Below are 26,448 nucleotides of genomic sequence, written 5' to 3' on the forward strand. Positions count from 1 at the left end.
AATACGACCTCCCTTCGCCAGCCGTAAGAAGATTATACAAAACTTAGACTATTTTCATCATCTGATGGTGCCGCGTCAGCGGCATGGGAGTCTATAAGAACTTGTAGGGGTATCGCCAGCATGTTCTGAACAATTATTTCGGGAAAGAGACCGTTTTTAAATAATGCGGTCTTTTTTGTTTATAAAAATATGCAAATGTTTTGATAAAATGAAAGAAAAAGACCGGATGGGATGGGGGGATGCCAATTGAAAAACCAGCACCATGTTCTTACCGCAAAACTCGCGCCTCCCCGCGTGAAATCACAGTACTTGTATCGTGACCGGCTGGATGAATTGTTCCTGCAGGTGATCGATTATCCGGTAACCCTGGTTCAGGCGGAAGCGGGCTACGGCAAAAGTACAGCGCTGGTTTCCCATATATGCTCCCATTTTGATCATGTTGCCTGGTATACGGTGGAAGAGGGAGAACGGGACACTCTCCAATTTTTGTTCTATTTGATCCACTCTTTAAAAACGGTCGACTCCCGGATCGGGGACAGATCCCTGCGGTTGTTGAAAGAGTTGGATTCCACCGTGTCCGTAATTCAACGATGCATGACCATGTTGTTGAATGACTTGGCGGAGTACGCGCCGGACCCTTCGATTCTGGTTCTCGATGATCTGCATACCGTAGCCGATGCTGAAGGTATCCAAACAATAGTGGAAATGCTGATCCGGTACCTGCCTCCCCACGTTCATCTGGTGATCGGAACCCGCAGAGGACTGGATTATCCATCCGTACGGCGGTTGCAGTCGACATTCGATTTGTTGGCTGTTACCAAACAGGATCTGCGGTTTACTGCAGAAGAAATCGCGGAACTGTTTGAAGAGCAATACGGGATCACTCTCAGCGAGGATCAACTGAAGGATTTGCAGGAACAAACGGAAGGCTGGATCATTGCTCTGCAAATGATTTGGAAAGGGCTTGAAAAAGGGATTGAATTGACTCAGTTGTGGAAGGCGCAGCCGGAAACGGGGCGACAATTGTTTCATTATCTGGCTGAGGAGGTATTTGACCGGCAGCCGGAGGAGATCCAACAATTCCTGTTTCACAGCTGTATTCTTGAACGACTCGAACCCGACATCTGTGATTTTTTAACGGACCGGGGCGATTCTGCCCAACTCCTTGTCCAACTGGAACGGGACGGGCTGTTTGTTGCCGGGTTGGGACACGGACACTACCGGTATCACCGGTTGTTTCGGCAGTTTTTGCTGACACACTTTTTGCTGAATGGCAGGGAAGAACAATGGCGTTCCCTCCATCGGAAGGCAGCCGGTTATTATTTGGAAAAAGGCGATATCGAACTCACCCTGCATCATTATTACGAAGCCGGGATGTGGGATGAGGTGGTCAGCCTGCTTTTGGAATGGGGAATCGATTTTTTGCAAAACGGCAGGTTGGAGTTGCTGCGAAGCTGGATTGACCGGCTCTCGAGCGAAGTGCTGCAGAATCACCCGCAGCTGCTGTTTTGGCGAGGCGAAATTGACCGGGTCTCCTCCCGCTTCTCCGGGGCGGGTCATTGGTACACCCTTGCTGAGGGAGGGTTTATCCAACAGGGCAATGTGTTGGGCCGCAGTCTGGTCTACCGCGGTCAGGCACAATTGTTTTTGGATACGATCCAACCGCTCAAGGCCAATCATTGGCTGGAAAAAGCGGTCAAAGTGCTGGGTGACGACCATCCGCAGGAAACTGCGAAAGTGCTCCGATTGCTGGCGGAGAACCACACGAACAGCGGACGCCTGCAAGAGGCGGAGGAAATGCAAAAGCGTGCGGATCAGCTGGACCCAGGGACTCCCAAAGACGAATTGGACATCCGAATCCATTTGCGAACGGGAAGACTTGCTTCCGCTCTTGAAATGACTTTGCAAATTATTGAGGAAGAACAAAAACAACCGGGCCCTCATCCGAAACGGATCGCCAAATCGCACCGTGAAAAACACCTGCTTTTGTCTCTGATACAAGCGTTTATGGGGGATGTTGCTGCAAGCCAGTCCAATGCGGAACAGGGCATTCGGATTGGCCGCCAGCTGCAGTCCCCGTTTGTCGAGGCAGTCGGTTACATGAGGCTGGGCCACGCGCAAGCGCTTTCCGGAAGGTTGGAGGAGGCACAGACATCCTACCGCCGTTCGATCGAAATGAGCGAAAGTTTGAATGTGGAACGGGGTAAAGTGGAGGCGCTGATGGGGCTCTGCATCACGTCCGGATTGCTTGGGGAATTGGAACAGGCGGACCGGTACGGGAGAACCGGTTTGGAGCTGGCGCTGTCGGTTCACGACATGTGGTGTGCCAATATGATACGCCTGTCGCTTGGATTGGTTTGCGCTATTTGGGGGCAGCATGAAGAAGCCCTGGCATGGTTGCTGCAAGCCGAAAAAGGGTTTCTCGATTGCGGCGACCGGTTTTTGCTTGCAAACGTCCGGATGTGGCTGGCTGTCATTTATGAAAGGACCGGACAGACGGAAGAATTTGGCCGTGTGACGCCTCTCTTTTTGCGGGCGATCGAGGAAGAGGGATACGACTATCTGGTGGCAAAAAGAACCCTGTTCGGTCCGAATGACCTGCAGATTCTTGTGCCGACGCTGATTCTGGCCCGCGATGCATTGCAATTGGAAACCGCCGACAAACTGCTTGGCCGGATCGGATGCAAGGGGATACAGAAACATCCGGGACATACTCTCAGAATCTTTACATTAGGCAAGTTTGCCGTATTCCGGGGAATGGATGAGGTGGGACGAAAAGAGTGGAAGCGGGAGAAATCCCGCCAGCTGTTCCAACTGTTTGTGACCCGATCGGGGCAATTCCTGCACCGGGATGAAATTTTTGAGCTGCTTTGGCCCGGGGCGGATGAAAAAACGGCCACCCGGGATTTCAAGGTTGCGTTAAACGCCCTGTTTGCCGCAATTGAACCGGACCGGGAGGCGAGGGCCGATTCTTTTTACATTGAACGTGTCGATTCGTCGTACCGGCTCCTTTCCGGCGCGATTGTTTGGATTGATCGCGACGAGTTTGAAATCCGGGCGGAGAAAGGGCTTGCATCCGCAGAGAAAGATTCGCTGCCGGGGGCCGATGATTCAAGGGAGACGGTAGAGGAACTGAAAGCGGCCATATCCCTGTATAAAGGGGATTTCTTGCAGGATTATCCATACCAGGATTGGTGTGCGGACGAAAGGGTACGATTGCGCAACCTGTATCTTCGGGTACTGGAAAAAATGGCCCGCATCCATCAGGTGCAGGGTGCGTTAAACGACGCGATTGCGTGCTGCGAACGCATTCTTGCAACGGATCCCTGCTGGGAGGCGGCTTATCAGATTTTGATGTCCTGCTATCAGTTGTTGGGCAACCGCAGTCTGGTCATCTCCACTTATAAAAGGTGTGTTACACAAATGGAAGACCATTTGGGATTATCCCCGATGCCGCAGACCACCAAACTGTATCACCAGCTTGTTCGCAGAACGCGTAACTCTTTTGTAACCCCTTCCGGCTAAGATGGGGAGGATACCCCGCTAAGAACGGTGCCGTCTATGGCACCAACGCGGGATAAAACATCCTGTTTTAAGGAGTTATGTGCATGACAACGATTGGGATTGTGAGCACGGGCGTATACATTCCCGAAAGATTTGAAACCGGAGCGGAGATTGCCGAAAAAAGCGGACTTCCCAGGGAAGTCGTCGAGACAAAGATGGGGATTCTGCGCAAAACCCTGCCCGGTCCGGATGACCACACTTGCCAGATGGGGATTTTGGCGGCGGAGAAGGCGTTGCGGAAGGGCAATGTGGATCCATCTTCCATTGACCTCGTGATCTATATTGGTGAGGAGCACAAGGAATATCCGCTCTGGACGGCGGGGATCAAACTGCAGAAAGCCGTCGGGGCCGTCAATGCGTGGGCATTTGACGTGCAGCAGCGATGCGGCACAATGGTCATGGCCATGAAAGTGGCAAAAGACATGATGCTTGCCGACCCGGAGATCCGGACGGTTCTCTTGGCTGGGGGTTATCGGAACAGCGATTGCATTGATTACACCAACCCCAGAACCCGCTTTATGTACAATCTGGCGGCGGGAGGGGCGGCCGTGGTTCTGAAGAAGGACCATGAGCACAACCGGCTGTTGGCCAGCCACATTATTACGGACGGGGATTTCTCCGAGGACGTGGTGGTTGTGGCCGGCGGGACCAAACACCCGATCACACCCGAAGCCATCGAGCAGCGGCTCAACTACCTGGATGTGTTGGATCCGGAAGGGATGAAACAACGGCTTGAGCAGAAGTCGATGGACAATTTCATCAAGGTGATCGAGCGGGCTGTTGAGAAGAGCGGGTACAGCGTCGGGGACATCAAGTACCTTGCCATTCTTCACATGAAGCGATCGGCCCATGACTATGTCCTGAACCGGTTGGGGCTTTCGGAAGAACAATCCTATTACCTGTCGGAGTACGGACATATCGGTCAATGCGATCAGGTTCTGTCGCTGGAGCTTGGAGTGGCAACCGGCCGGATCAAACCCGGGGACCTTGTGGTGTTTGTCAGCGCCGGCATTGGATACGCCTGGGACGCATGTGCCATTCGCTGGGGTTAAAAATAAGAAGTCAAAGCCAGGGGAACTCATTTCTTCGGGCTTTTTTCTTTGTCGAAAAATTTTTCTTTACATTATCAGACAATTATATATATTCTAAAACTGAGAGGTGATTCATATGTCAGAAATAGTGCTTGCGGAAGAAAGCGCTCAGCTGCCTCTGACCAAGAAAGGGCAAAAGACCAGACAAAAGCTGCTGCAAGCGGCAGAGGAGATTTTTGGAACGCAAGGATACTTTAACGCTTCCGTCGTGGACATTACCCAGAAAGCCAATGTCGCGCAGGGGACTTTTTACAACTATTTCTCATCCAAGCAGATGATCTTTGAAGAATTGATCAAACAGTTAAGCAGTGACTTCCGGAAAGAGATCCGGATGGAAGCGGCCAAGGCAACCAATGCCAGGGAAGCCCAATTAATCGGATTCCGTACTTTTTTCAAGTGGGTGAAGAATCATCGCAATCTCTACAGCATCGTGCAACAGGCGGTCCTGGTGGATGAACAACTGTACCGATGGTACTATGACCGGCTGGCAAGCGGCTATGTCAAGGGGTTGCAGGAAGCGATGGCAAATGGGGAATTCAAGGAACTGGATCCTGAAACGGTGGCCTATTGCCTGATGGGAATCAGCCAATTCATAGGCATGCGCTGGGTTTACTGGGAAGATCAAGAGGTGCCGGAACGGGTTCTTGAAGACATGGCAAGTTTGATTTTCGGAGGACTAAGCAAAACCAGCAAACCGTAAAGGGAGGGGGAGGCAACATGCAAGGCATCGCTTACTGGATCGACAAGAGGGCATCGATCACACCGGATCGGACAGCTTTGGCCGGAGAGGCGCGACGAGTCACTTACCGGGAAATGGCGGAAGAAATCACCCGCATCGCCCTGACTCTCCGAAATTCTTATGGTGTGGCCCCAGGCGACCGGGTCGCGATCCTGTCGGGGAACAGCATCGAATATATTGAAATATTGTTTGCCATTGCCAAACTGGGGGCCATGGCAGTCCCGTTAAATATCCGGCTGACGGAACAAGAACTTGCTTACCAGGTGACAGACAGTGGGACCTCGGTTGTAATTGCCAGTCGGGACTTCTGGCAGACGGCCCGCATTTTACAAGAAACATGCAAGTTCCATCATCTCGTGCAAGTCGATCAACTTCCGGCAGACGCAGCGAACATGGATTCCCCGGCGGCTGACGGCAGTTTGCACCCAATCGCTTCCAACATCAATGGGGAGACTCCTTACATCATCTGCTATACGTCAGGAACCACAGGCCGTCCCAAAGGGGCTGTTCTTACCCAGGAAAACATGTATTGGAACGCTATTAACAATATTCTGGCCATTGACATCACTTCAAATGACCGGATTTTGACCCTGCTGCCGCTGTTTCATATCGGCGGAATCGGTTTGTTTGCCTTTCCTGCCCTGCTCGCAGGCGGGACGGTGATTGTACCCGACAGATTCGATCCGAATCAAGCCCTGTCGTTGATTGAAACGGAAAAGATCACCATTGTGATGGGGGTGCCCACCATCCATGACGCCATTCGCAAGAGCGACCGGTTTGCATCGACCGACTTTTCATCCATTCGCTGGTTCTATAGCGGAGGAGCACCCTGTCCGCATGAATTGATCCGATTTTATCTGGAACATGGAATTCCTTTCGGTCAGGGGTACGGCATGACTGAGACTTCCCCGACCGTGTTTATGCTCTCCCGGGAAGACTTTCGTCGGAAAATTGGCTCTATTGGAAAACCGGCCATGTTCTGCGACATTCGGATTGTCGACGACGGAGGAACCGATGTTCCAACAGGAGAGGTTGGAGAACTCCTGGTGAAAGGCCCCAATGTCCTGAAGGAGTATTGGAATCTGCCGGAAGCAACCGCCGGAAGTTTCTCTGACGGGTGGCTCCATACGGGGGATCTGGTGAAGATGGACCAGGAGGGTTTTGTCTATATCGCAGGACGCAAGAAAGACTTGATCATCTCCGGCGGTGAAAATATCTATCCTCTGGAAGTCGAGCAAGTTTTCGCTCAGCATCCTTCCGTGGAGGAGGCGGCTGTAATTGGCAAACGGGATGAAAAATGGGGAGAAGTGCCCGTTGCCATTGTGGTCCCGAAAGAGGGGGTCCAACTGACAGAACGGGAATTGATCGACTATTGCATCAGGAGACTTGCAAAGTACAAGTGTCCCAAACAGGTCATCTGTGTAAGCGCTTTACCGAAAAATGCCACGGGCAAAATCGACAAGGCTTCCCTCAAAAAGCAATATGGGATTCCATCATAAGGGGGAGTTCATGTGAATCAACAAACGGTGCAAAGACAGACCGCAATCGGAATTGCAGCAACGGGTGTATTTTTTCCCCCGCAGGTGGAGACCGCAGACGCATTGGCCGAAAAAACGGGAATCCCGGCGGATGTGATACGGGACAAATTCGGTCTTGTGCAAAAACATGTTTCCGATTCCACCATGCACGCTTCCGACATGGCCATTGCAGCAGGGCGCGCCATTCTGAAGGAAGTGGATCCGCTTTCGATTGATGTGGTCATTTATTTCGGGAGCCCGCATAAGGATTATCCTGTATGGTCAAGCGCTCCCAAAATCCAGCATGAGCTGGGCGCCAAAAACGCTTACGCGTTTGAAATGATGAATGTCAGTTCGTGCTTCCCGATGGCTTTGAAAGTGGCAAAAGATATGCTGACCGCCGATGCATCCATCGAAAACATCCTTCTCGTCGGCGGGTGCAAAGAATCCCATATCATCGATTATCAGAATCCGCGTTCCCGGTTTATGTTCAACTTTGCCGACGGGGGAGCGGCAGCTTTGGTCAGGCGCGGGAATTTGACCAATCAGATCTTGGGATCCTGTTTCATCACGGATGGTTCTTTTCACAATGACGTAAAAGTTCCGGCCGGCGGATCGGTCCTCCCCGCATCCGAACAAACGGTTCGCGACAGGCTTCACTATATCGACGTGGCCGACCCGGCCGACATGAAAGTCAGACTGGATCCCGTTTCGGTGCCCAATTTCATCCGGGTTGTGAAGAAGGCGGTGGCGAACAGCGGCCACCGGGTAGAGGACATTGATTTGCTTCTGCCGCTGCACACGAAGAAATCCATGTTCCATGAAATGTTGGACGGACTTGGCCTTAAGGAAGAGCAGGCGGTTTATCTGGATCATCATGGTCACATGTCCGCTCTGGATCCTTGCATTGGGCTGCATTTTGCCAAACAGCAAGGAAGACTGAAAGGAGGGGATCTGGTCGTAACAGTCAGTGCCGGTACAGGCTACACATGGGCTGCAACGGTGATCCAATGGGGTAGGGAATCCTTTGTAACTCCCGTGTAACGAACGCACGGTAGAATTGTCACAAATCTTCGATAGATTACTATAACAAGGGGGTAGTACCGAATGCAAACCAGGAGGTTCGGAAGAATCGGACTTGTTTCTGTGCTTTCCGCATCGCTGCTGATGGCATCCGCTTGCGGCAACTCCACGGAAACAGGCGGCAAAGAAACCGGAGGCAAGGAAACGAAGACCCCAATCAAAATCGGGGTGGTAACCTCAAAAACCGGCCCGTTGGAAGCCTATGGAAAACAGGAGCTCAACGGCTTGAAACTCGGCATCAAATATGCAACGGGCGGAACCAATGAAGTTCTGGGCCGAAAGATTGAAATCATTGAAGAAGACGACCAGTTTAAACCGGAAGAAGGCAAGAACAAAGCCCGAAAGCTTCTGGAAGAAGACAAGGTTGACATCCTGCAGGGAACCGCGTCATCTCCGGTGGCCCTGGCCATCACCGATTTGGCAAAGGAAAACAAAAAGATCTTCATGATCGATCCGGCAACAGCAGATGACCTGACCGGAGCGCAATTCCATAAATACGTGTTCCGTACCGGCCGCAACACCGGACAGGACTGGGCTGCGGGAGCCAAGTATGCGGTGGAGAACCTTGGGAAAACCTTCTATCACATTGCGCCCGACAATGCGTTCGGCAAATCGAGCGCGGCTGCGGCAAGGGCTGCCATTGAAAAATTGGGCGGCCAAATCGTAAAAGAGGACTTTGCTCCGGCAACGACCCAGGACTTCACTCCCTACCTGCAAAGGGCCATTCAGTCCAATGCCAAGGTTCTGCTGATCACCTGGGCGGGAGCAACCCCCCTGTTCAAGCAAATCAACGAACTGGGAGTATATCAAAAGATGACGGTTTATACCGGTATCCCGGATCTCGCGGGAATCAAGTCAATGGGTGACGGTGCCGAAGGAATGGTTGGATTCAACACCTATCACTACACCCTGCCCAAGACCAAGGAAAACGACTGGCTGGTAGAGAATCATAAGAAGGAATACGGTACGGTGCCTGACCTCTTCACCGCTGGTGGATTCGCGGCTGGAATTGCCATCGTGGAGGGTATCAAAAAAGCGGGTTCCACGGACGGAGACAAGATTGCGGCAGCTCTTGAAGGATTCAAGTTCCGGGCAGCCAAAGGCGAATACACATTCCGTAAGGAAGACCATCAGGCTCTGCAGCCGATGTATATTGTGAAACTGAAGAAAAAAGACGGAGAACTGGTGCCGGAGCTGATCAAAGAGCTCTCGCCGGAGGAAACCGCACCGCCCATAACAGTGAAATAAGTTCTGAATACCTGGTCGGATGCCCTGCCTTGGCAGGGCATCTTTGCCAAAGGAGGGAATTCCATGTCCGAGACCATGTTGCAGACAAAGGGTCTCACCATTCAATTCGGCGGTCACGTCGCCGTCAACCGGGTGGACTTCCGGTTGGAACCCCGGACATTCAAATCCATTATAGGACCCAACGGCGCCGGAAAAACCACTTTTTTCAATCTGATCAGCGGGCAATTGAAACCCACAGCGGGGACCGTTCATTTTAAAGGGACAGACATTACCGGATTCGCAGTACATGAACGAACACGTCTGGGGATCGGACGGTCTTTCCAAATTACAAACGTGTTTCCCAATTTGACCGTACTGGAGAACGTCCGGGTGGCAGTTCAGGCAAAAAGCGGTGTTGCGTTTCGTTTGTTATCCCACTATCGAAAATTCAGTCAGATCGAGGAGCAAGCGGCCAGGCTTCTGGAGCAAGTTCACCTGGCATCGAAAGCGGAACAATTGGCCAAGAATTTGTCGCACGGTGACAAGCGAAAACTGGAAATCGCGATTCTTCTGGCACTCCGGCCGGAATTGATTCTGCTGGACGAACCGACGGCCGGCATGTCCCTGGAGGAAGTGCCGTCAATCATTGAAGTGATCCGTTCCCTGAAAGCAACGGGTGAACATACGATTCTTCTGATCGAGCACAAGATTGACATGGTATTGGATTTGTCAGATTCGATAGCCGTTCTGTTCAACGGCAGACTTCTTGCAGACAGCACCCCTGACGAAATCATGAACGATGAAAGGGTGCAATCCGCTTATCTGGGAGGTCTCTATGAAGACTCTATTAAAGGTTGAGAACCTGCAGACATTCATTGGACAGTATCACATTCTGCAGGGTGTGAATCTTGAGGTGGAAGAGGGATCTGTCACTGTGGTTTTAGGAAGAAACGGGGCCGGAAAAACCACCACCCTCAAAACCATCATGGGGATTACTCCGCCAAAAGAGGGGCGAGTGATCTTTCGGGGAGAAGAAATTCAGGGCCTGGCTCCCCACCTGGCAGCCAACCGGGGAATCGGGTATGTCCCGGAGGATCAGGGGATTTTTTCCGATTTGACGGTTGAGGAGAACATGAAGCTTGCCATACGGAAAAACGACGCTTCCACCCGGGAGAGGTTGGATGTGGTATTGGAACTGTTCCCCGATCTGAAAATCGCGTGGAAAAGAAAAGGCGGAAATCTGAGCGGCGGACAAAAGCAGATGCTGTCCATTGCCCGGGCATTCGTCAATGACAATCACCTGCTGCTGATTGACGAACCCAGCAAAGGGTTGGCTCCGATAATAGTTGAGAAAGTGATGGAAGCCATCAACCAGCTGAAAGAGCACACGACCATTGTACTGGTGGAACAGAACTTCCTGATGGCCAGCGGAGTCGGTGATAACGTCTTCCTGTTGGATGACGGTCACACGGTCTATAAAGGCACAATGGCAGAACTGCAAAGAAACGATGAGTTGAAGAAGAAGTATCTCGGGATTGCGGTGTAAGGGAAGGGAGGTTGTTGCGGTGGATTTGCATGTGAATCTGTTTCTGAACGGCATATCTTTGGGCATGTTGATATTCCTGATCGCCGCGGGATTATCCCTGATCTTCGGATTCATGGGCGTGTTGAACTTTGCGCACGGGGCCATTTTTATCTGGGGGGCTTATTCGGGATGGACCGTGTATGGTCTGACAGGCAGCTTCGCCCTTGGATTGTTGGCGGGAACGTTTATCGGCGTGGCGCTGGGATACCTGGTCGAAAGGTTCTTCGTGCAGCGTTTCTACGGGGACCATATAGCTCAAATTCTTTTGACGCTTGGCTTAATGCTGGTATTGACTGAATTGTTGAAGGTTTTCTGGGGCCCCAACATCCAAAACTTTGAAAAACCGGAGTTGCTGCAAGGGGTGGTTTCCATTCTCAACCAGCCGTTCCCCGTCTATAAAGGTTTTATCATTGTGGTGGGACTGCTGATCGTATTTGGAGTTCATTGGATGCTTACCCGCACAAAATACGGCATCATTATTCGCGCAGGCGTACAGGATCCCGTAATGGTGCAGGCATTGGGTATCAATGTAAGAAAAGTATTTACCATGGTGTTTGCTTTCGGTGCGGCTCTGGCTTCTTTTGGCGGGGTGATGTACGGTCCTTCCTTTGGCTCTTTGTTCCCGGAATTGGGGCTGCAGAATCAGCTGCTGGCATTCATTGTGATTGTTATCGGCGGCATAGGAAACTTTCTGGGAGCTTTCGTCGGCAGTTTGCTGGTGGGATTGTCCCAAACTTTTATGGGTTACTACTGGCCGGAAGCAGCTCTGGCAGTGAACGTGGCCTTGATGGTCATTGTTTTGATGCTGAAACCGGAAGGCCTGTTCGGGATGCGGAGGTGAAGGGATGCTGAAATTTCTAAACAATAGGGCGGTTCTGTTGGCTTTTCTTGTCGTACTGGCTGTGATGCCTTTGATAAGTTCCAAGACTTTTATGGCCACATTGATTCAAATTTTTATTATCGCGGTCTATGCCATGAGTTATGACCTGCTTCTCGGGTATACGGGGATTGTATCGTTCGGCCATGCCATGTTTTTTGGAATTGGCGCTTACTCTGTTGCCATCATGAGTGACAAGCTGGATGATCCGAACATGGTGGTTCCGGGGATTCTGATTGGACTTATAATTTCGGTTCTACTGTCGGTGGCAATCGGATTCCTGTCCCTTCGGGTAAGGGAAGTCTATTTTTCCATGATTACGCTGGCAGTTGCGGAACTGCTGTTTATTGTGGCGGAGAAGTGGACCCGGGTGACAGGCGGAAACGATGGGATGAGTTTTTCGATTCCGGAATTCCTGCGTGACCGTACGGTTATGTACTATGCCGCACTGCTTTTCCTGGTCTGCATGTATCTGTTCCTGAAGCGTGTGGTGGATTCTCCGCTGGGGAAAACCTTGCAGGCCATTCGTGAGAATGAACAACGCGTGGAGTCATTAGGCTATAACGTACTGGGTTTTAAAGTGGTATCCATCGTCATCTCCGGAGCAGTTGCCACTCTTGCAGGCGTTATGTTCGGTCTGTTCCAGCGTTTTGTGAATACTTCCGTCCTGGGTCTTGATAAAACAATCGAGGCGCTGTTGGCTACAATTATTGGCGGGGCCGGCACTTTGATCGGCTCCGTGTTGGGAGCGGGTGTGATCCGGTTTGCCCAGGACTGGCTCACTTCCTTGACCAAGGTTCATCCGATCTTCGAGAGATGGATGATCATCTTCGGAATCCTGTACATCTTGATCGTTATGTTCTTCCCAAAAGGGATTGTCGGCACCATCCGTGAGAAATTCATGACCAACAGGGGGAATGGCGATGCCCTTCGCGCAGGTGAACGGAATCAAACTTCATTATGATACGGCAGGCACTGGCACTCCAGCGCTGGTACTGATTCACGGCAACGTCGGGTCGAGCCGCTGGTGGGATCCGGTTTGGGGGCTGTTGGCTGACAACTATACAGTCATTCGTCTGGATTTGAGGGGAGCCGGCAAGAGCGACAAGCCGGGGGACGGGTATGCGGTTCCCCGGTACTCGGAGGATGTAAGGGCGTTGCTCAAGCACTTGGGGCATGAGAGTGTGATCGCAGTGGGCCATTCGATGGGCGGAGCGATTGCGATGGATATGGCCGTAAACCAACCCGGCCTAGTGAAGGGAATGGTGCTTGTGAATCCGGCCCCGGCGGAGGGGTTTGTCACGCCGGAAGAACGAAAACCTCTGATCGAGCAAATGATCCGCGACCGCAATCTGATGAAGATGGCTCTGTCGGCAGTTGTACCCACCGCCGCACAGGGAGAACTGTTTGAAGCCATCGTCGACGATGCAATGATCGCGGGTCCGACCATTGTGTCCAATTACACATCCCTCGGCCAGGCCGACTACAGGTCCCGTCTTTCGGGTCTTGCCATCCCCACACTCATCGTCTATGGGGTGCTGGATACCCTGATTCCGCTGGACATGATCGAACGGACCCGTGATGCGATTGCAGGCAGCGAACTGGTCCTTTATGACGGAATCGGCCACTCGCCCAATGTGGAAGTGCCCGACCGGCTGGTAAAGGATATTTCCAGGTTTATAGAGAAGATTCCCGCAGTCAAAGAGAATGACCTTTGAAACGGAACGTTCATTCACATGATGGGTAAAGCATCAGGGAATCTCCGTGTAGGAATTCCCTGATCTTATGTTATTCCAAAAATTCATCGTAAAATTCAATTCACTCTTTTGCTCAACCATAATAAAATTCCCTCATGCCTCTTTTATTCTTTGTCAATCGGGGACTTACTATGATCGTCATAGGCATCAATATATAAATGTCCATTAGCTCCCAGAACCGCATAAGCCACATCTTTTACACGAAGATTGCGTTTGTCTAATTCTTTCTCTAACCACGAGTGTGTAATTTCATTTTCCTTTAGACATTGTAATCGTTCAGTAAACCATGCTGCACGATATGTGGAAACGACGGGTTATCACCACGGACACTAATGGCCTATTCTTCCTGGATTCCAAGAAAAATCCACATAAGCTGAACGCTTTAAAATCTGTGCTTTCGTAGGATGGTAGTGGTACAAAAAGGGGGGAAATAGATGCCTATTACTCATCAATACGCATTACAATATTTTGGTCAACCTATATGTGCACAATGCCATGGTGGGGTTAAACATTACGGAATTGTACGGCAGGTAACACCAAAAGGAATTTGGCTGGATTCACTACCGGCAAGAGGAGTTCCTGTCACAGGGAGAACCAACAAAGTAAAAGCGGTTACAGCGAATAAACCTCAAGCCGTAGTTGGGGAAAATGTTCAGCTTGGATTTGGATTTGGGCGTTTCTTCCTTCCGTTCCTAACTATCCTCGCATTGTTACCACTTTTGTTCGGTGGATTCGGTTACGGTTCTGGTTATGGTTCTGGTTACGGTTCTGGTTATGGTCCTGGTTATGGTTACCCCGGTTTCTAATTAGTAATAACGAAAGAACGAGGCCAGCAACGGCCTCTTTCTTTTGATCCCGAAGAATTTCACAATTGCTTGAAAATCTGATGTTTGACAGCTGGTTTGCCTATCCAGCTGCTGTAACGTACGAGTACGAAGATCGGCAACTTGACGCTGTCCCAGTAATCATTCACATTCTGATCATACTCTTGCTGCAAAAAAGGGGTAGCGTTCAATACAGGGAAACACAGGAAAAAAGAAGTTAAATAGAGAAGATAGCAACATATACTTGATTGGAAGCATAGGAATCTCATGGCGGAGGGGAACGGGAATGAGAGAAGTCTATTTGGTGTCGGCTGTCCGATCGGCCATTGGTACGTTTGGCGGAGCATTCAAGGAAATGATGCCGAGCGAACTGGTGGTTCCGGTTTTGCAGGAAGCGGTGGCACGGGCAGGCATTCATGCGGAACAGGTTGAGGAAGTGATTCTTGGCAACTGCATTCAGCGGACGGACGAACCGAACGTGGCGCGGACCGGTGCTTTGAAAGCGGGATTTCCCATCACGGCGACCGGCTATACCATCCAAAGGCAGTGCGCGTCAGGACTGCAGGCGATTCTCAGCGGCATGCAGCAGATTCAAACCGGGAATGCTGACGTTATCGTTGCCGGCGGGGTGGAAGTGATGAGCTCCAGTCCTTACGTTCTGAAGCAGTACCGTTGGGGAGGCCGTCTGCAGCACGGGCAAGTGACCGATACCGTCTGGGAAATTCTTGAAGATCCGATTCACAAGATCATGATGGGGGAAACGGCAGAGCGTGTTGCTGAGAAATATGGAATCACCCGGGAGGAGCAGGACCAGGTTGCTTTTGAGAGCCACCGCAAGGCATTGGCGGCCCAGGAATCGGGCCGGTTCGACCGGGAGATCGTGAAGGTTGCGGCAAGAGCGGGAAGAAAAACGGTGGAAGTCTCCAAGGATGAACATCCGCGTCCCGACATTTCTTTCGAAAGCCTCTCCGCACTCAAGCCCGTCTTTCGGAAAGACGGAACCGTGACAGCGGGGAATGCTTCCGGGATTAACGACGGAGCGGCTGCAGTTGTTCTCATGTCCGGGGAAAAAGTCAAGGAACTGGGTGTGAAACCGATGGCCCGCTTGGTCGCCGGTGCTGTGGCAGGCGTTGAGCCGGAATTGATGGGATACGGTCCCGTTCCGGCGGTTCAGAAGCTCCTTGCCAAAACCGGAATGAAGAAAGAGGATATCGACGTATGGGAAATCAACGAAGCGTTTGCCGCCCAATATCTGGCTGTTGAGAAACTGCTCGAACTGGATCGCAGCAAAGTGAACCTGAACGGTTCCGGAATCTCCCTGGGTCATCCAGTCGGATGCACGGGCGCCCGGATTACCACCACACTGGTTCACGAATTGCATCAAGGGAACTTTCGATACGGAATTTCTTCCCTGTGTGTCGGGGGCGGCATCGGAGTAGCCCTACTTTTGGAAAGAGTCTGATCGAAGGAGCGGTGAAAGAACCGTTTACAGGGGATACCTCTCCCCTCCGGACGGTTCTTTTTGTTTTTACCTGTTTTAATCTTGTTGTTTTTGTCCTGAAAAGCTATATTGCTTAAAATAAAGCTATATTACAGATGGAAGAAGGATATTATGATTTATCATGTGACCTACCTGTCCGATGGATTAAAGGTGAAAGGATATCTCGGTCTGCCGAATGGTTATGAACTCCATATATCGGAATTGCAAGGTATGATCAGCCGGTTTTATGGTTCTTCAGACCTTCCGGTAACAGAAATAGCAAGTTCCATCAGTCAGGAGAAAAAAGACATCCGATTGTTCAAGTTGCCTGTTCTCCTTTACTGTCGGGGCGGCATTGGCAAATTCGGAAGGGTCAAGACGGATTGGATCGAACAATTCGCCGATTATGGATACGTGATTTTTGCTCCCTCCTATCGGGGGAACGAAGGTGGAGAGGGACGCGATGAATTTGGCGGAAGTGACAAGGAAGATGTTCTTTCCGCGTATCGTCTTCTGCAGAATCTTTCGTTCGTCAATCCCGAACGAATTTCTGTCATGGGCTTTTCGCGCGGCGCTATCAATGCCACGTTAACTGCTGTGGAAATTCCTGCAGTACACAGATTGATTCTGTGGAATGGAGTGACAGACTTGGCGCAAACCTATGAAGAGCGGATTGATTTGCGAAGAATGCTCAAACGCGTGCTTGGGGGCTCACCTGCCAAAAAGCCGGGCTCTTATCAATCCCGCTCCCCACTGCTGATGGCAAACCGTATCCGCTGTCCAGTCCTGATTATGCATGGGTCAGAAGATAGGCAAGTCGATTTCAGTCACGGGTTAAACATGTATAAAAAATTGAAAGAACTTGGAGGTAACGTGGACATGCATTTCTATCGGGGGTACGGACATCATTTTCCGCCCCCGATACATGAAGCGGCAGTCGAACGTATGTTTGGTTGGATAGGACATTAAGAGTTCTTTTTCCATGAACGTTCCCACTTGATTGCCGCTTTGGACAGCTTTTTGGCCAGTTTTCCAAGACGGTTCCAGTCGTCTTTTGCTGCAGTAATAAGATCCTTGTGATCTTTCAGCAGGTCATGGGCAAGCTCCAGCTTCCATGCTGCATCGGCCAGAAAATCCAGAGCCAGCCGGACCTCTCTTTGTCTGGCATCCATGTCCGGATCCCGGTCAGTTCCGGAAGATTTATGGGGAGCTATCGGTATTGAGTCACCCGAACTCCCTACTTGCCCGAGAAGTTGTTCCACAAACTGCTCATTCGACAGATGGTCAAAGAATAAAATTCCCTGCAGATGGTCGATCTCATGGCAAAGAACCCGTGCCAAATGGCCGGTGGCGTCCAGTTGAACCTGTGATCCGGACCTGTCTCTCGCCAGTACCGTAATCGACTGGGGCCGGGTAAGCTTCAGGGTGGTTTCCGGAAAACTCAAACATCCCTCCACGCTCTCCTGGGTTCCTTCCGAACTTGTAATTTGCGGGTTGAGCAGTGCAAGCATCCCATCGTTTGCATCGACCACAATGGCTTGCAGGTCCACACCGATCTGAGGGGCGGCAAGTCCCGTTCCCCGGTGCTGCTTCATTGTATCTTCCAGATCCTGCAACAACTGAGCAATCGAGTCATCAAATTCCGTTACGGGCGAACACTGTGTCCGGAGCAGCGGATGATCCCCTTGCAATATCTCCCTTACAGCCAAAACGGTCTCCTCCCCTGGTAAAATCCTATTGCAGTTAATGCTGCAATCTGTCCGACTGTTCCTTCCGCCTGATTGATTTCATATAAAGTAACAACAGGCGGAAAGGAGGGCAGGCATGATCCCGGTTAAAACACCGACGGAAATCGAATGGATGAGGGAAGCGGGCAGGATTAACGCACTGGCGCATCTTGCTGTCAAGAAGTTGTTGGAGCCCGGGATTGCCACAAGGGAGTTGGACGCAGCCGCCGAACAGGTATTGGCGGAGCAAGGAGGGAGGGCAACCTTTCGGAATCTGTATGAATTCCCCGGTGCCATTTGTGTCTCCATCAATGAGCAGATCGGCCACGGAATCCCTGGGGACCGGAGGATTCGGGAAGGAGATGTTGTAAAAATCGATATAGGGGTCGAGTATCAAGGTTTTCACAGCGACTGTGCAAAAACCTATATCATCGGTTCGGCAGCGCCCTCTGCATTGAAACTGGTGAATGCAACAAAAGAGGCGCTTTATCGGGGGATCTCCCAAGCAAGGCCGGGCAGCAGATGTTCCGATATTTCCCACGCCATATTTGAAACGGCAAGTCGGAATGGATTAAGTATCGTAAGGTGTCTGTACGGCCATGGAGTCGGTCAAAGGCTGCACGAAGATCCGAATCTGGTGAACTTCGGGCCACCGAACCGGGGACCCCGTCTCCGACCGGGAATGGTTGTGGCCATTGAACCGATTGTCACCAACGGATCCCGTTACATCCGAATACTTGAAGACGGTTGGACTTCGGTTACCGTCGACGGCTCGTTCAGTGCCCATTTTGAACATACGGTGCTGATTGCCGAAGAGGGTCCTGAGATTCTGACCGATTGGACGGAGGTGTCCGAAGACACAGCCAATTATAAGTTCCGGCCCAAAATTTCGGGGGAGGAACCGATATTGATCCGATTGTCCGAAAAACACATGAATCCGATCCTGATCGAAGCATGGGGACGCAAGGTGGATCCGCGGGAGATCTTCCTTGAAGGGTCGAAAACGATGGTCATCGAAACGGAAGACAGCCGGTTGGCGGGCTTTTACAACTTTATCGAGGATGAAACGGTCCTTCACTTGAATGTCATCGTCATTGACACTCCCTATCAAGGGACAGGGGTGGCTGAGAGTGTGATGAGGGAACTGGAACAGACGGCGAGACAGCGTTCCTGCTCCGAAATACGATTGAACGTGCAGACCAACAATTCAAGAGCCATCCGCTTTTATGAAAAAATGGGTTTCGTGCAGGTCGCAGCCCCATTTTTGAATACGATCCCCATGAGCAAAAAAGTAATGACAACGGCAAAAAACTGCCAATCCGGTTCGGGTTGACAGTTTTTTGCTGGAATCGGGACGAAAGGATTCAGCAATGTTTGTTTAAAACGTAATTTGGAAAATGCAGCTCCTGGTATACTGAAGACGACGAAATATAAAAAGGGGGAATCGAGCATTGGAAGATCTCACTGGCTTCAAACAGAATCGGCAAGCGAAGCAGCAGCCTTCCTTTCTGTTGGCAGGCGTTGTCGGGTCGTTGCTGTTGCTTGGGATTGCGGCTGGAATTGGGTTGCTGCAGGGGAACTGGGCTGCCGCCGCCTCAGTCATTGCTTCTTCCCTTCTGCTGGAAGTTGTGATCGGTGCTGCCGGCAGCGTCCCGTTAGGGTTTGACCCCGTGTCGGGGGCCACGGTAGCGGCAGCGTCCAATCTGGCACCGGTTCCTCTGCTGCTGGCCGCTTTTGAGCGATTGGTCAGCAAATGGCGTTGGTTTCGCAGAAAAGCGGAGAAAGCAGAGAAATGGAGCAAGAAATACGGCAAGTATGGAGTATGGGTACTGGCTCCCATGGCCCCATTGCTTGGGGCGTATGTGTGTGTGGCAATTGGCATTGGTCTGCGGTGGCAGCCGGTTATGACTTTTGTCAGCATCACGGTCGGGGTTGTTGTTTCTGCTTTTTTGACGACTTTCGGCGGCAATTGGCTGGTAGGGTAAGTCACCCTTCCAATCCCAGTCACATAAGTTGGTAACGTCCCCCGAAAAAACAAACTGTTTCAAGGAGGAGTGCCGCTATGGATCAGGGTACATTTGGATTGCTTCAACAAGCGGTGTCCATGCTGTTGCAAATCGTTCTGCTTGCCGTTGTGGCGGGGCTTGTCTGGTTGCGTAATGAACTGAAAAACTATATTGCCGCCAACACGACGATCCGTGAAAGAGAACTGATAGCCGATCTTGGAAAAGCGGCTTTCTCTTATGCGGAAACGGTATACAGCGGACTTGACGGACCGGGCAAGTTGAACGAAGCGACCAAATATATGCTGGATGTGTTGGAAGGGATGGGCAAAGAAGTTCCGATGAAGGACATCCGCGCCGCCATTGAAACCGCCTGGCTGGAAGATCGCAGACGGTCGGGAGTTCCGGCGAAGAAACCAAATACTTATGAGGTGCGGTAGTTGGCCGGGAATCGTGTATACTAACGTCAGGTGATAGATGATGACCTTACTCCTTATGACCATAGCAGTTGGTGCGGCCATCGGATTTGGCACCAATCTGCTTGCCATTCTGATGTTGTTTCGTCCCTGGCGCGAACGGCGGCTGTTTGGTGTAAAGCTGCCGTTCACCCCCGGCCTGATTCCAAAGCGGCAGCCGGAAATTGCCCATAAATTGGGGGAAGTTGTCGAAGAGCACCTTCTGACCAAGGAAGGAATCTTGTCCACCATTTCACGCCCTGAATGGGCTTCGGCTATGAGTGGGCGGATCCTGGAATGGATAGAGACAGTTTTGGCAGAAGACCGGACACTGCGGGGTCTATGGAGCCGTGTGACGGGGCAAACCGCTTTGGAGATCGCGGACCAACTGGAAAAATGGGCTCTTACGTCCAAGCCAATCCGGGATTTGCTGCCGGATGCGGTGCAAAACCGGATCGCCGTTCAAATCGGCACCTTTGCCGAGTCTCTGCTGGAAAAGGGACAAGCATGGCTCGATTCGCAGAGTGCCCGGGAATTCCTGATCGCAACAATTCAAGACCGGCTGACTGGGGGCGGCATGTTCGGCAAGCTCGCGGTGATGTTCATTCAGGAAGAAAAACTTGCAGACGAGATTGTCCCCCATCTGAAAAATTTCCTGGCAAACCCGGCCACGCTTCGCTTCATTCAGGACAAATTCCTGGAAGAATGGCAGACGCTGCTCAACCGGAATGCGGGTGAAGCGGTAAGCGTCCTGGTCAACAAAAGCGTTGATGTTGACTTGTATGAACTGTTTGAGAATCATCGTCCTGCCGTGATTGGCTTTCTTGACAAACTGCTGCTGCGGGTTCAGCAATCCTCCGGCATATGGGTTTCCCCCATCCTTCATTCCCTTGATATCAAACGGATTGTGGAAGAGCAGGTGTCTTCTTTTCCCATACCGAAGTTTGAAAAGCTGGTGTTTGATGTCGTGCAGCGGGAGTTGAAAATGATCACTTGGCTCGGTGCTTTCCTCGGTGGACTAATCGGCCTCATTCAGGCATTATTTATAATGGGGTGGCAGTGAATTCCATTTTTCCGAGGAGGCGTTTGAAGTGAAGGTTACTTACCACGGACATTCCTGTTTCCTGGTGGAAGCGGGGGACAAACGGGTAATTATTGACCCGTTCCTGACAAACAATCCAAAGGCTGTTGTCAAAGCGGAAGACATTCAGGTGGATGCCGTTCTGGTAACGCACGGACACGGAGATCATTTGGGCGACGCCATCGAGATATCCAAGCAAAACGATGCACCCATTGTGGCTGTCTATGAACTGGCCGCCTATTGCGGAAGCAAAGGTGCTCCCGTGCATGGCATGCACCTGGGGGGTGCCCATGAATTTGAATTTGGCCGGGTTAAGCTGACAATTGCATTTCACGGTTCCGGTGTGGAAGAAGACGGAAAGATGATCTATGCGGGGAACCCCGCCGGATTCCTGCTGACCATGCAGGGGAAGACATTCTATCATGCGGGGGACACGGCCCTCTTTGGGGACATGAAGCTGATCGGGGAGTTGAACAAGATCGACGCGGCGGCGCTGCCCATTGGCGACAACTTCACGATGGGGCCGGACGATGCGGTGCTTGCTGCCAATTGGCTGAATGCCAAGAAAGTGATTCCCATGCATTACAACACCTGGCCATTGATTGAGCAGGACGCAGAAGCGTTTGCGGCCAGGCTGAAACCTGCCGGAATCGAGGGATTGGTTCTGAGACCCGGCGAAACGGTGGAAATCTGAGAATGAAAAAGAAAGACCCTGACGGAGGGGGCTAATGCCATCTCCATGCGGGGTCTTTTTTTGATGGTATTGGTTTAATGCTTTGTGACCAGGTTGATCATCATTTTGGCCATTGTGGAACGTTGATCGGGATTTGCATCCCAAAGCTGTTTGAGCAGCCGTTCCTGAGGATTTTCCGGGTCTACCTTGTTGGCCAGGTATTCGCCCATTTTCGTCGCCACATCCGTAATTTGCTGGTCTGACAAGCCTGCTGCTTTTGCCTGTTCTACACGGTCGCCGAGGAACTCTTTCCAGCGGTCAAAATTGTCGAGTACTGACATGCAAAAAACCTCCTGCAGTGAGTTTTTGGAAGTTTACAGGAATTACTATTCCCTGAACCGGAAGAACTATGCATGTTACAATAGCGTAATGTCTGTGTAATTTGCTTGTAACATAATACAACTATAATGAAAGTATCGACATAACCCCCTTTCTATATTAGTGGCTGATGCCACCTTTTTTTTGCACTTTTTTGCAGGCCCATGAGGTCATACTCGTCCCAATCCTCTCATACAATGTTCCATCCGATTGTGGGGGTGTGGGTATGAAGAGGAAACAGGCGTTGCGTTCCTTCATGTACATGGGCTTGGGCTTGGCCGTGATCTTCTATGCGATTCCGCAGCTTCCGGGCCTGTCATGGTCGCTGGGCGGTGTGTTTTCGGTTGTTTGGCTGTTGTTTGGGATCCTAGTGGTGGGATCGAATTTGTATTATTTGATCGGTGTGGACAAAGAGCGCAAGCGCAGGGAGAAAAGCAAGCGCGACAGACAGAGGGAGTGGGAGAGGGAAGTGGCCCGGACGGCGGCCCGCCTTCAGTACGAACGCAGGCGGCGGCGGATGCTGTCGCGGTAATGAAACATGTTGCGAAGAAGAAGTAGAAAACAGAAGAAGTAGAAAACACTTGCCACCTGACTGAATATAAGGTAGGCTTAAACTGTATTAGTTCAAATATTGTTACTACTAGGGGGGCCCATGAGCTTGGGCTGAGAAAGAAACGCCATGAAGTTTCTTGACCCTCAGGACCTGATCTGGATAATACCAGCGTAGGAAAGTAGTTGGCTTACATACAACTGTGGGTTTGGCTTTATCGTAAGGCTTACCTGCAGTGCGCCAGCCGGGTCCTCACGATAGGGACCCGGCTTTTTGCTGCAGCCAATGTTGCTGATAGATCCAATCTTGTCCGTCTTGTTCCAAATGTGAAATATGGGAGGAAAAGATCATGTCACAAAGCACGCAAGATCAGCCAATGATCGATCTGAAGTCTGCTTTTCCGGGCAGCCGGAAAGTCTATGTGGAAGGTTCCAGACCGGATTTAAATGTACCTATGCGGGAAATTCAACTCCATCCCACTTCCACTCCAACTGGTGAGGTAGGGAATCCACCTGTTCGTGTATATGACACAAGCGGTCCTTACACCGATCCTGCTTACGCGGTGGACATCCGAAAAGGGCTTCCGGCTTTGCGCCGCAACTGGATTCTGGAGCGCGGTGATGTGGAAGAGTACGAGGGACGTGAAGTGAAACCGGAAGATGACGGTTTCCGTGCGGACGACCCGCGGGCCAACCGGGAAGTGTTTCCGGGGCTGAACCGCAAACCTCTGCGGGCGAAGCCGGGGCGCAATGTTACGCAATTGCACTACGCCCGCAAAGGGATTATTACCCCCGAGATGGAGTTCATTGCAATCAGGGAAGGCTTAACTCCGGAATTTGTACGGGATGAAGTAGCTCGCGGACGCGCCATCATTCCGGCGAACATCAATCATCCGGAAAGCGAGCCGATGATTATCGGTCGGAATTTTCATGTGAAAGTGAATGCCAATATCGGGAACTCGGCCGTTACTTCCTCGATTGAGGAAGAAGTGGAGAAAATGACGTGGGCGACCCGGTGGGGAGCCGATACGATCATGGATCTCTCGACGGGGAAGAACATTCACACCACACGGGAGTGGATCATTCGCAATTCACCGGTGCCGGTCGGAACAGTACCGATCTATCAGGCGCTTGAAAAAGTAAATGGGGTTGTGGAGGACCTGAGTTGGGAAGTCTACCGGGATACGCTGATCGAGCAGGCCGAACAAGGCGTTGATTACTTCACGATCCATGCTGGGGTGCTCCTGCGCTACATTCCTCTTACCTCGAAGCGTGTAACAGGAATCGTGTCCCGCGGAGGCTCCATAATGGCAGCCTGGTGTCTGGCCCATCACAAAGAGAACTTTCTGTATACCCATTTCGAAGAAATTTGCGAAATCATGAAAGCTTACGATGTGGCTTTTTCGCTGGGGGACGGATTGCGTCCGGGCTCCATTGCCGATGCTAATGACGAGGCCCAGTTTGCTGAGTTGAAGACTCTCGGGGAACTGACACAAATCGCATGGAAACATGATGTACAGGTAATGATTGAAGGGCCGGGGCATGTCCCGATGCACAAGATTAAGGAAAATGTAGACCTGCAGATGGAAATCTGCCAGGAAGCTCCCTTCTATACATTGGGACCGCTCACAACCGACATTGCTCCCGGGTATGACCATATCACCTCGGCGATAGGGGCTGCGATGATTGGGTGGTTCGGAACTGCCATGCTGTGCTATGTTACACCGAAGGAACATCTGGGGCTGCCGAACAAGAACGATGTGCGGGAAGGGGTTATCGCCTACAAGATAGCCGCTCATGCCGCCGATCTGGCAAAAGGCCATCCGAACGCGCAAAAACGGGACGATGCATTGTCCAAGGCGCGCTTTGAATTCCGCTGGCGCGATCAATTCAATCTTTCGCTGGATCCGGAGAGGGCCATGGAATACCACGATGAAACCCTTCCGGCGGAAGCAGCCAAGACATCGCACTTTTGCTCCATGTGCGGTCCGAAATTCTGCAGCATGCGGATTACGCAGGATATTCGCCAGTATGCGGAGGCCAAAGGGATAGACGCGGAGACGGCAATTGATGAAGGGCTGGAGGAGAAAGCAAAGGAGTTCCGGGAAGCGGGAAGCCAGATTTACAGGTAACCACATGACCTTTGAAGGAGGTCTATGCATGAAACAGGTTCAAGAGATTGAGAATCAGATCGCGGAACTGGCTTATCGCCTGCAAGTGTTGAAGGATGAGCTGGAACAGATCCGTAAGACTTGTGTTCATGAATTCATCAAGGACACCTACACACAGACATGCGCAAAATGTAATTTGACGGAGTCCCTGTATTATTGATGCAGCTTTTTGTTGAACCTAAACTCCCCTTATTGCGAGGGGAGTTTTTCTTTGTGGTGGTTATTGTTCCCATCAAGGAGTTACAAGTTGGCAAAACCAAGACGATGGAGAAGGGTGATTGCAACAATTCAGTAATACAGTCTATAATCTTGATATATAACACCTTTCGGAGGAATCCAATGTCAACAACCAAACACGAGCAAATACTTGAATTCATAGAAAGTCTGGAGATTGGGTCAAAGATTTCGGTTCGCCAGGTTGCGAAACACATGGGGGTATCGGAAGGAACAGCGTATCGTGCCATCAAGGAGGCAGAGGCTCGGGGAATTGCTTCCACGATTGAACGTGTGGGGACGGTTCGGATTGAGAAACAGCAGAAGAAAAACATTGAGCGTTTAACTTATGCGGAAGTTGTAAATATAGTCGACGGGACGGTGCTTGGGGGGGCAAAGGGCCTCCACAAGACCCTGCAGAAATTTGTCATTGGTGCCATGAAAGTGGATGCGATGGTCAAGTATATCGATCCGGACAGTCTGCTGATTGTGGGGAACCGCGACCAGGTTCACCGGATTGCGCTGCAGGAGGGGGCTGCCGTACTGATCACCGGAGGATTCGATGCAGACGATGATGTGAAAGCTCTGGCCGACAGTCTGGAGCTCCCGATTATCTCGTCTGCCTATGATACCTTCACCGTTGCGAGTCTCATCAACCGGGCCATTTACGACCGCCTGATCAAGAAAGAGATTGTTCTCGTGGAAGACATTCTGCAAAACAAACAGGATATTGATGTGATCCGGGCTGATCACACGGTACGGACCTATCACGAATTGGTGGAGAAGACCGGACATGCCCGATTCCCGGTGGTCGACGGCAACATGCGGGTTTTGGGGATCGTGACTTCCAAAGACGTATCGGGCCAAGCGGAGGATGTTCCAATCGAGAAGATCATGACCAAAAACCCGATTACCGTAACACCGAAAACATCGGTGGCATCCACGGCCCACAAGATGATCTGGGAGGGAATCGAGCTGCTGCCCGTAGTGGACGGGAAAAAATTGGTCGGCGTCATTTCGCGCCAGGATGTGATCAAGGGGATTCAGTATTTCCAGAAACAGCCCCATACGGGAGATACGATCAAAGACTTGATTCTTCGCCACTTCCGGGAAGAGAGGAATGACGACAAGTCAGTGTCACTGGTTGGGGAAGTGACTCCACAGATGACCAATTCCCTCGGCGGCGTGCTGTCCGGGGTCTTGATGACCCTGATCAGCGAAGCGGGGAAAGTGGCCATCCGCCGCTTCAAGAACTCGGATATGTCAGTCGAAAACGTTACGGTCTACTTCATGAAACCGATCCAGATCGAATCCCAGATCACGATTCGGGCGGAAGTCATCGATCTTGGACGAAAGTTTGGAAAGGCTGACATTGAAATCTTCTTTGAAGGGGAACGGATGGCGAAAGCGCTGCTGACAGCGCAGGTGCTGGATAAGTAGTTGTGCAGGTGCTT

At 51.3% G+C, this 26,448-nt stretch carries 25 protein-coding genes, 1 pseudogene and 1 riboswitch; of the genes and pseudogenes, 24 read left to right on the forward strand and 2 right to left on the reverse strand.

Going from position 1 to position 26,448, the window contains the following annotated elements:
- Nucleotides 1-246 precede the first annotated feature (246 nt).
- The 14 genes from EFBL_RS05470 to EFBL_RS05535 all read left to right on the forward strand — a co-directional run bounded on the left by EFBL_RS05470 (nt 247) and on the right by EFBL_RS05535 (nt 16,713).
- Complete coding sequence (locus EFBL_RS05470) at nt 247-3,525, forward strand: AfsR/SARP family transcriptional regulator (RefSeq protein ID WP_165912614.1); 3,279 nt, start codon at nt 247-249, stop codon at nt 3,523-3,525.
- Nucleotides 3,526-3,608: 83 nt separating this feature from the next.
- Entirely contained in the window at nt 3,609-4,616 is a 1,008-nt protein-coding gene (locus tag EFBL_RS05475) for a 3-oxoacyl-ACP synthase (RefSeq protein WP_096181132.1), read from the forward strand.
- Nucleotides 4,617-4,731: 115 nt separating this feature from the next.
- The gene (locus EFBL_RS05480) at nt 4,732-5,355 is read left to right on the forward strand and encodes a TetR/AcrR family transcriptional regulator (RefSeq protein ID WP_096181133.1); all 624 of its coding nucleotides are present in this window, start codon (nt 4,732-4,734) and stop codon (nt 5,353-5,355) included.
- Between the two features lie 17 nt (nt 5,356-5,372).
- Nucleotides 5,373-6,893 (forward strand): o-succinylbenzoate--CoA ligase, encoded by a 1,521-nt coding sequence (locus tag EFBL_RS05485; RefSeq protein ID WP_096181134.1) that lies wholly within the window; start codon nt 5,373-5,375, stop codon nt 6,891-6,893.
- A gap of 12 nt (nt 6,894-6,905) precedes the next feature.
- Nucleotides 6,906-7,955 carry a 3-oxoacyl-ACP synthase gene (locus EFBL_RS05490; RefSeq protein WP_096181135.1) on the forward strand — a complete coding sequence of 350 codons (1,050 nt, stop codon included), beginning with the start codon at nt 6,906-6,908 and terminating at the stop codon, nt 7,953-7,955.
- Nucleotides 7,956-8,018: 63 nt separating this feature from the next.
- Nucleotides 8,019-9,242: a substrate-binding domain-containing protein gene (locus tag EFBL_RS05495; protein WP_096181136.1), complete on the forward strand. Its 1,224-nt coding sequence runs from the start codon at nt 8,019-8,021 to the stop codon at nt 9,240-9,242.
- Nucleotides 9,243-9,305: 63 nt separating this feature from the next.
- Nucleotides 9,306-10,079 (forward strand): ABC transporter ATP-binding protein, encoded by a 774-nt coding sequence (locus tag EFBL_RS05500; RefSeq protein WP_096181137.1) that lies wholly within the window; start codon nt 9,306-9,308, stop codon nt 10,077-10,079.
- A complete protein-coding gene (locus EFBL_RS05505; RefSeq protein WP_096181138.1) occupies nt 10,057-10,767 on the forward strand; it encodes an ABC transporter ATP-binding protein in 711 nt (236 codons plus the stop codon). Before EFBL_RS05500 ends, EFBL_RS05505 begins: the two co-directional genes overlap by 23 nt.
- A gap of 19 nt (nt 10,768-10,786) precedes the next feature.
- A complete protein-coding gene (locus tag EFBL_RS05510; protein ID WP_096181139.1) occupies nt 10,787-11,647 on the forward strand; it encodes a branched-chain amino acid ABC transporter permease in 861 nt (286 codons plus the stop codon).
- Nucleotides 11,648-11,651: 4 nt separating this feature from the next.
- Entirely contained in the window at nt 11,652-12,647 is a 996-nt protein-coding gene (locus EFBL_RS05515) for a branched-chain amino acid ABC transporter permease (RefSeq protein ID WP_096181140.1), read from the forward strand.
- Nucleotides 12,607-13,401: an alpha/beta fold hydrolase gene (locus EFBL_RS05520; protein WP_165912613.1), complete on the forward strand. Its 795-nt coding sequence runs from the start codon at nt 12,607-12,609 to the stop codon at nt 13,399-13,401. The genes EFBL_RS05515 and EFBL_RS05520 overlap by 41 nt, the downstream gene beginning before the upstream one ends.
- Nucleotides 13,402-13,874: 473 nt before the next feature.
- On the forward strand, nt 13,875-14,246 hold the full coding sequence (locus EFBL_RS05525; protein WP_096181142.1) for a hypothetical protein: 372 nt from the start codon (nt 13,875-13,877) through the stop codon (nt 14,244-14,246).
- A 304-nt stretch (nt 14,247-14,550) separates the two neighbouring features.
- Nucleotides 14,551-15,726 carry a thiolase family protein gene (locus EFBL_RS05530; protein WP_096181143.1) on the forward strand — a complete coding sequence of 392 codons (1,176 nt, stop codon included), beginning with the start codon at nt 14,551-14,553 and terminating at the stop codon, nt 15,724-15,726.
- Between the two features lie 150 nt (nt 15,727-15,876).
- A complete protein-coding gene (locus EFBL_RS05535; RefSeq protein ID WP_096181144.1) occupies nt 15,877-16,713 on the forward strand; it encodes an alpha/beta hydrolase family protein in 837 nt (278 codons plus the stop codon).
- Here the strand turns inward: EFBL_RS05535 and def are convergent.
- Nucleotides 16,710-17,453, reverse strand: a complete 744-nt coding sequence (def, locus tag EFBL_RS05540; RefSeq protein ID WP_096181145.1) for a peptide deformylase — start codon at nt 17,451-17,453, stop codon at nt 16,710-16,712. The genes EFBL_RS05535 and def overlap by 4 nt on opposite strands.
- A gap of 115 nt (nt 17,454-17,568) precedes the next feature.
- Here def and map point away from each other — a divergent pair.
- The 6 genes and pseudogenes from map to EFBL_RS05565 all read left to right on the forward strand — a co-directional run.
- A pseudogene (gene map, locus EFBL_RS21115) lies at nt 17,569-18,306 on the forward strand (type I methionyl aminopeptidase); the annotation flags it as partial.
- Between the two features lie 96 nt (nt 18,307-18,402).
- Nucleotides 18,403-18,804: a GNAT family N-acetyltransferase gene (locus EFBL_RS21120; RefSeq protein WP_269432681.1), complete on the forward strand. Its 402-nt coding sequence runs from the start codon at nt 18,403-18,405 to the stop codon at nt 18,802-18,804.
- A 118-nt stretch (nt 18,805-18,922) separates the two neighbouring features.
- Complete coding sequence (locus tag EFBL_RS05550; RefSeq protein ID WP_165912612.1) at nt 18,923-19,456, forward strand: small multi-drug export protein; 534 nt, start codon at nt 18,923-18,925, stop codon at nt 19,454-19,456.
- A 77-nt stretch (nt 19,457-19,533) separates the two neighbouring features.
- Nucleotides 19,534-19,914 (forward strand): phage holin, LLH family, encoded by a 381-nt coding sequence (locus EFBL_RS05555; protein WP_096181148.1) that lies wholly within the window; start codon nt 19,534-19,536, stop codon nt 19,912-19,914.
- A gap of 40 nt (nt 19,915-19,954) precedes the next feature.
- Nucleotides 19,955-20,992: a DUF445 domain-containing protein gene (locus EFBL_RS05560; RefSeq protein WP_165912611.1), complete on the forward strand. Its 1,038-nt coding sequence runs from the start codon at nt 19,955-19,957 to the stop codon at nt 20,990-20,992.
- Nucleotides 20,993-21,020: 28 nt separating this feature from the next.
- Nucleotides 21,021-21,704, forward strand: coding sequence for a metal-dependent hydrolase (locus tag EFBL_RS05565; protein WP_096181150.1), 684 nt, complete (start codon nt 21,021-21,023; stop codon nt 21,702-21,704).
- A gap of 74 nt (nt 21,705-21,778) precedes the next feature.
- Here the strand turns inward: EFBL_RS05565 and EFBL_RS05570 are convergent, their stop codons facing one another.
- Nucleotides 21,779-22,024 (reverse strand): DUF3243 domain-containing protein, encoded by a 246-nt coding sequence (locus EFBL_RS05570; RefSeq protein ID WP_096181151.1) that lies wholly within the window; start codon nt 22,022-22,024, stop codon nt 21,779-21,781.
- A gap of 263 nt (nt 22,025-22,287) precedes the next feature.
- On the opposite strand from EFBL_RS05570, the gene EFBL_RS05575 reads away from it, so the two are divergent.
- The 4 genes from EFBL_RS05575 (at nt 22,288) to EFBL_RS05585 (ending at nt 26,434) form a co-directional block, all read left to right on the forward strand.
- Nucleotides 22,288-22,593, forward strand: a complete 306-nt coding sequence (locus EFBL_RS05575) for a hypothetical protein (RefSeq protein WP_096181152.1) — start codon at nt 22,288-22,290, stop codon at nt 22,591-22,593.
- A gap of 100 nt (nt 22,594-22,693) precedes the next feature.
- Nucleotides 22,694-22,808, forward strand: a riboswitch (TPP riboswitch).
- A gap of 152 nt (nt 22,809-22,960) precedes the next feature.
- On the forward strand, nt 22,961-24,742 hold the full coding sequence (gene thiC / locus EFBL_RS05580; protein WP_096181153.1) for a phosphomethylpyrimidine synthase ThiC: 1,782 nt from the start codon (nt 22,961-22,963) through the stop codon (nt 24,740-24,742).
- A 28-nt stretch (nt 24,743-24,770) separates the two neighbouring features.
- Complete coding sequence (locus EFBL_RS20460; RefSeq protein WP_165912610.1) at nt 24,771-24,941, forward strand: hypothetical protein; 171 nt, start codon at nt 24,771-24,773, stop codon at nt 24,939-24,941.
- 179 nt (nt 24,942-25,120) lie between these two features.
- Nucleotides 25,121-26,434, forward strand: coding sequence for a DRTGG domain-containing protein (locus EFBL_RS05585; RefSeq protein WP_096181205.1), 1,314 nt, complete (start codon nt 25,121-25,123; stop codon nt 26,432-26,434).
- The last annotated feature ends 14 nt before the right edge of the window (nt 26,435-26,448 follow it).

Origin of the sequence: Effusibacillus lacus (genome assembly GCF_002335525.1) — a bacterium.
GTDB lineage: Bacteria > Bacillota > Bacilli > Tumebacillales > Effusibacillaceae > Effusibacillus > Effusibacillus lacus.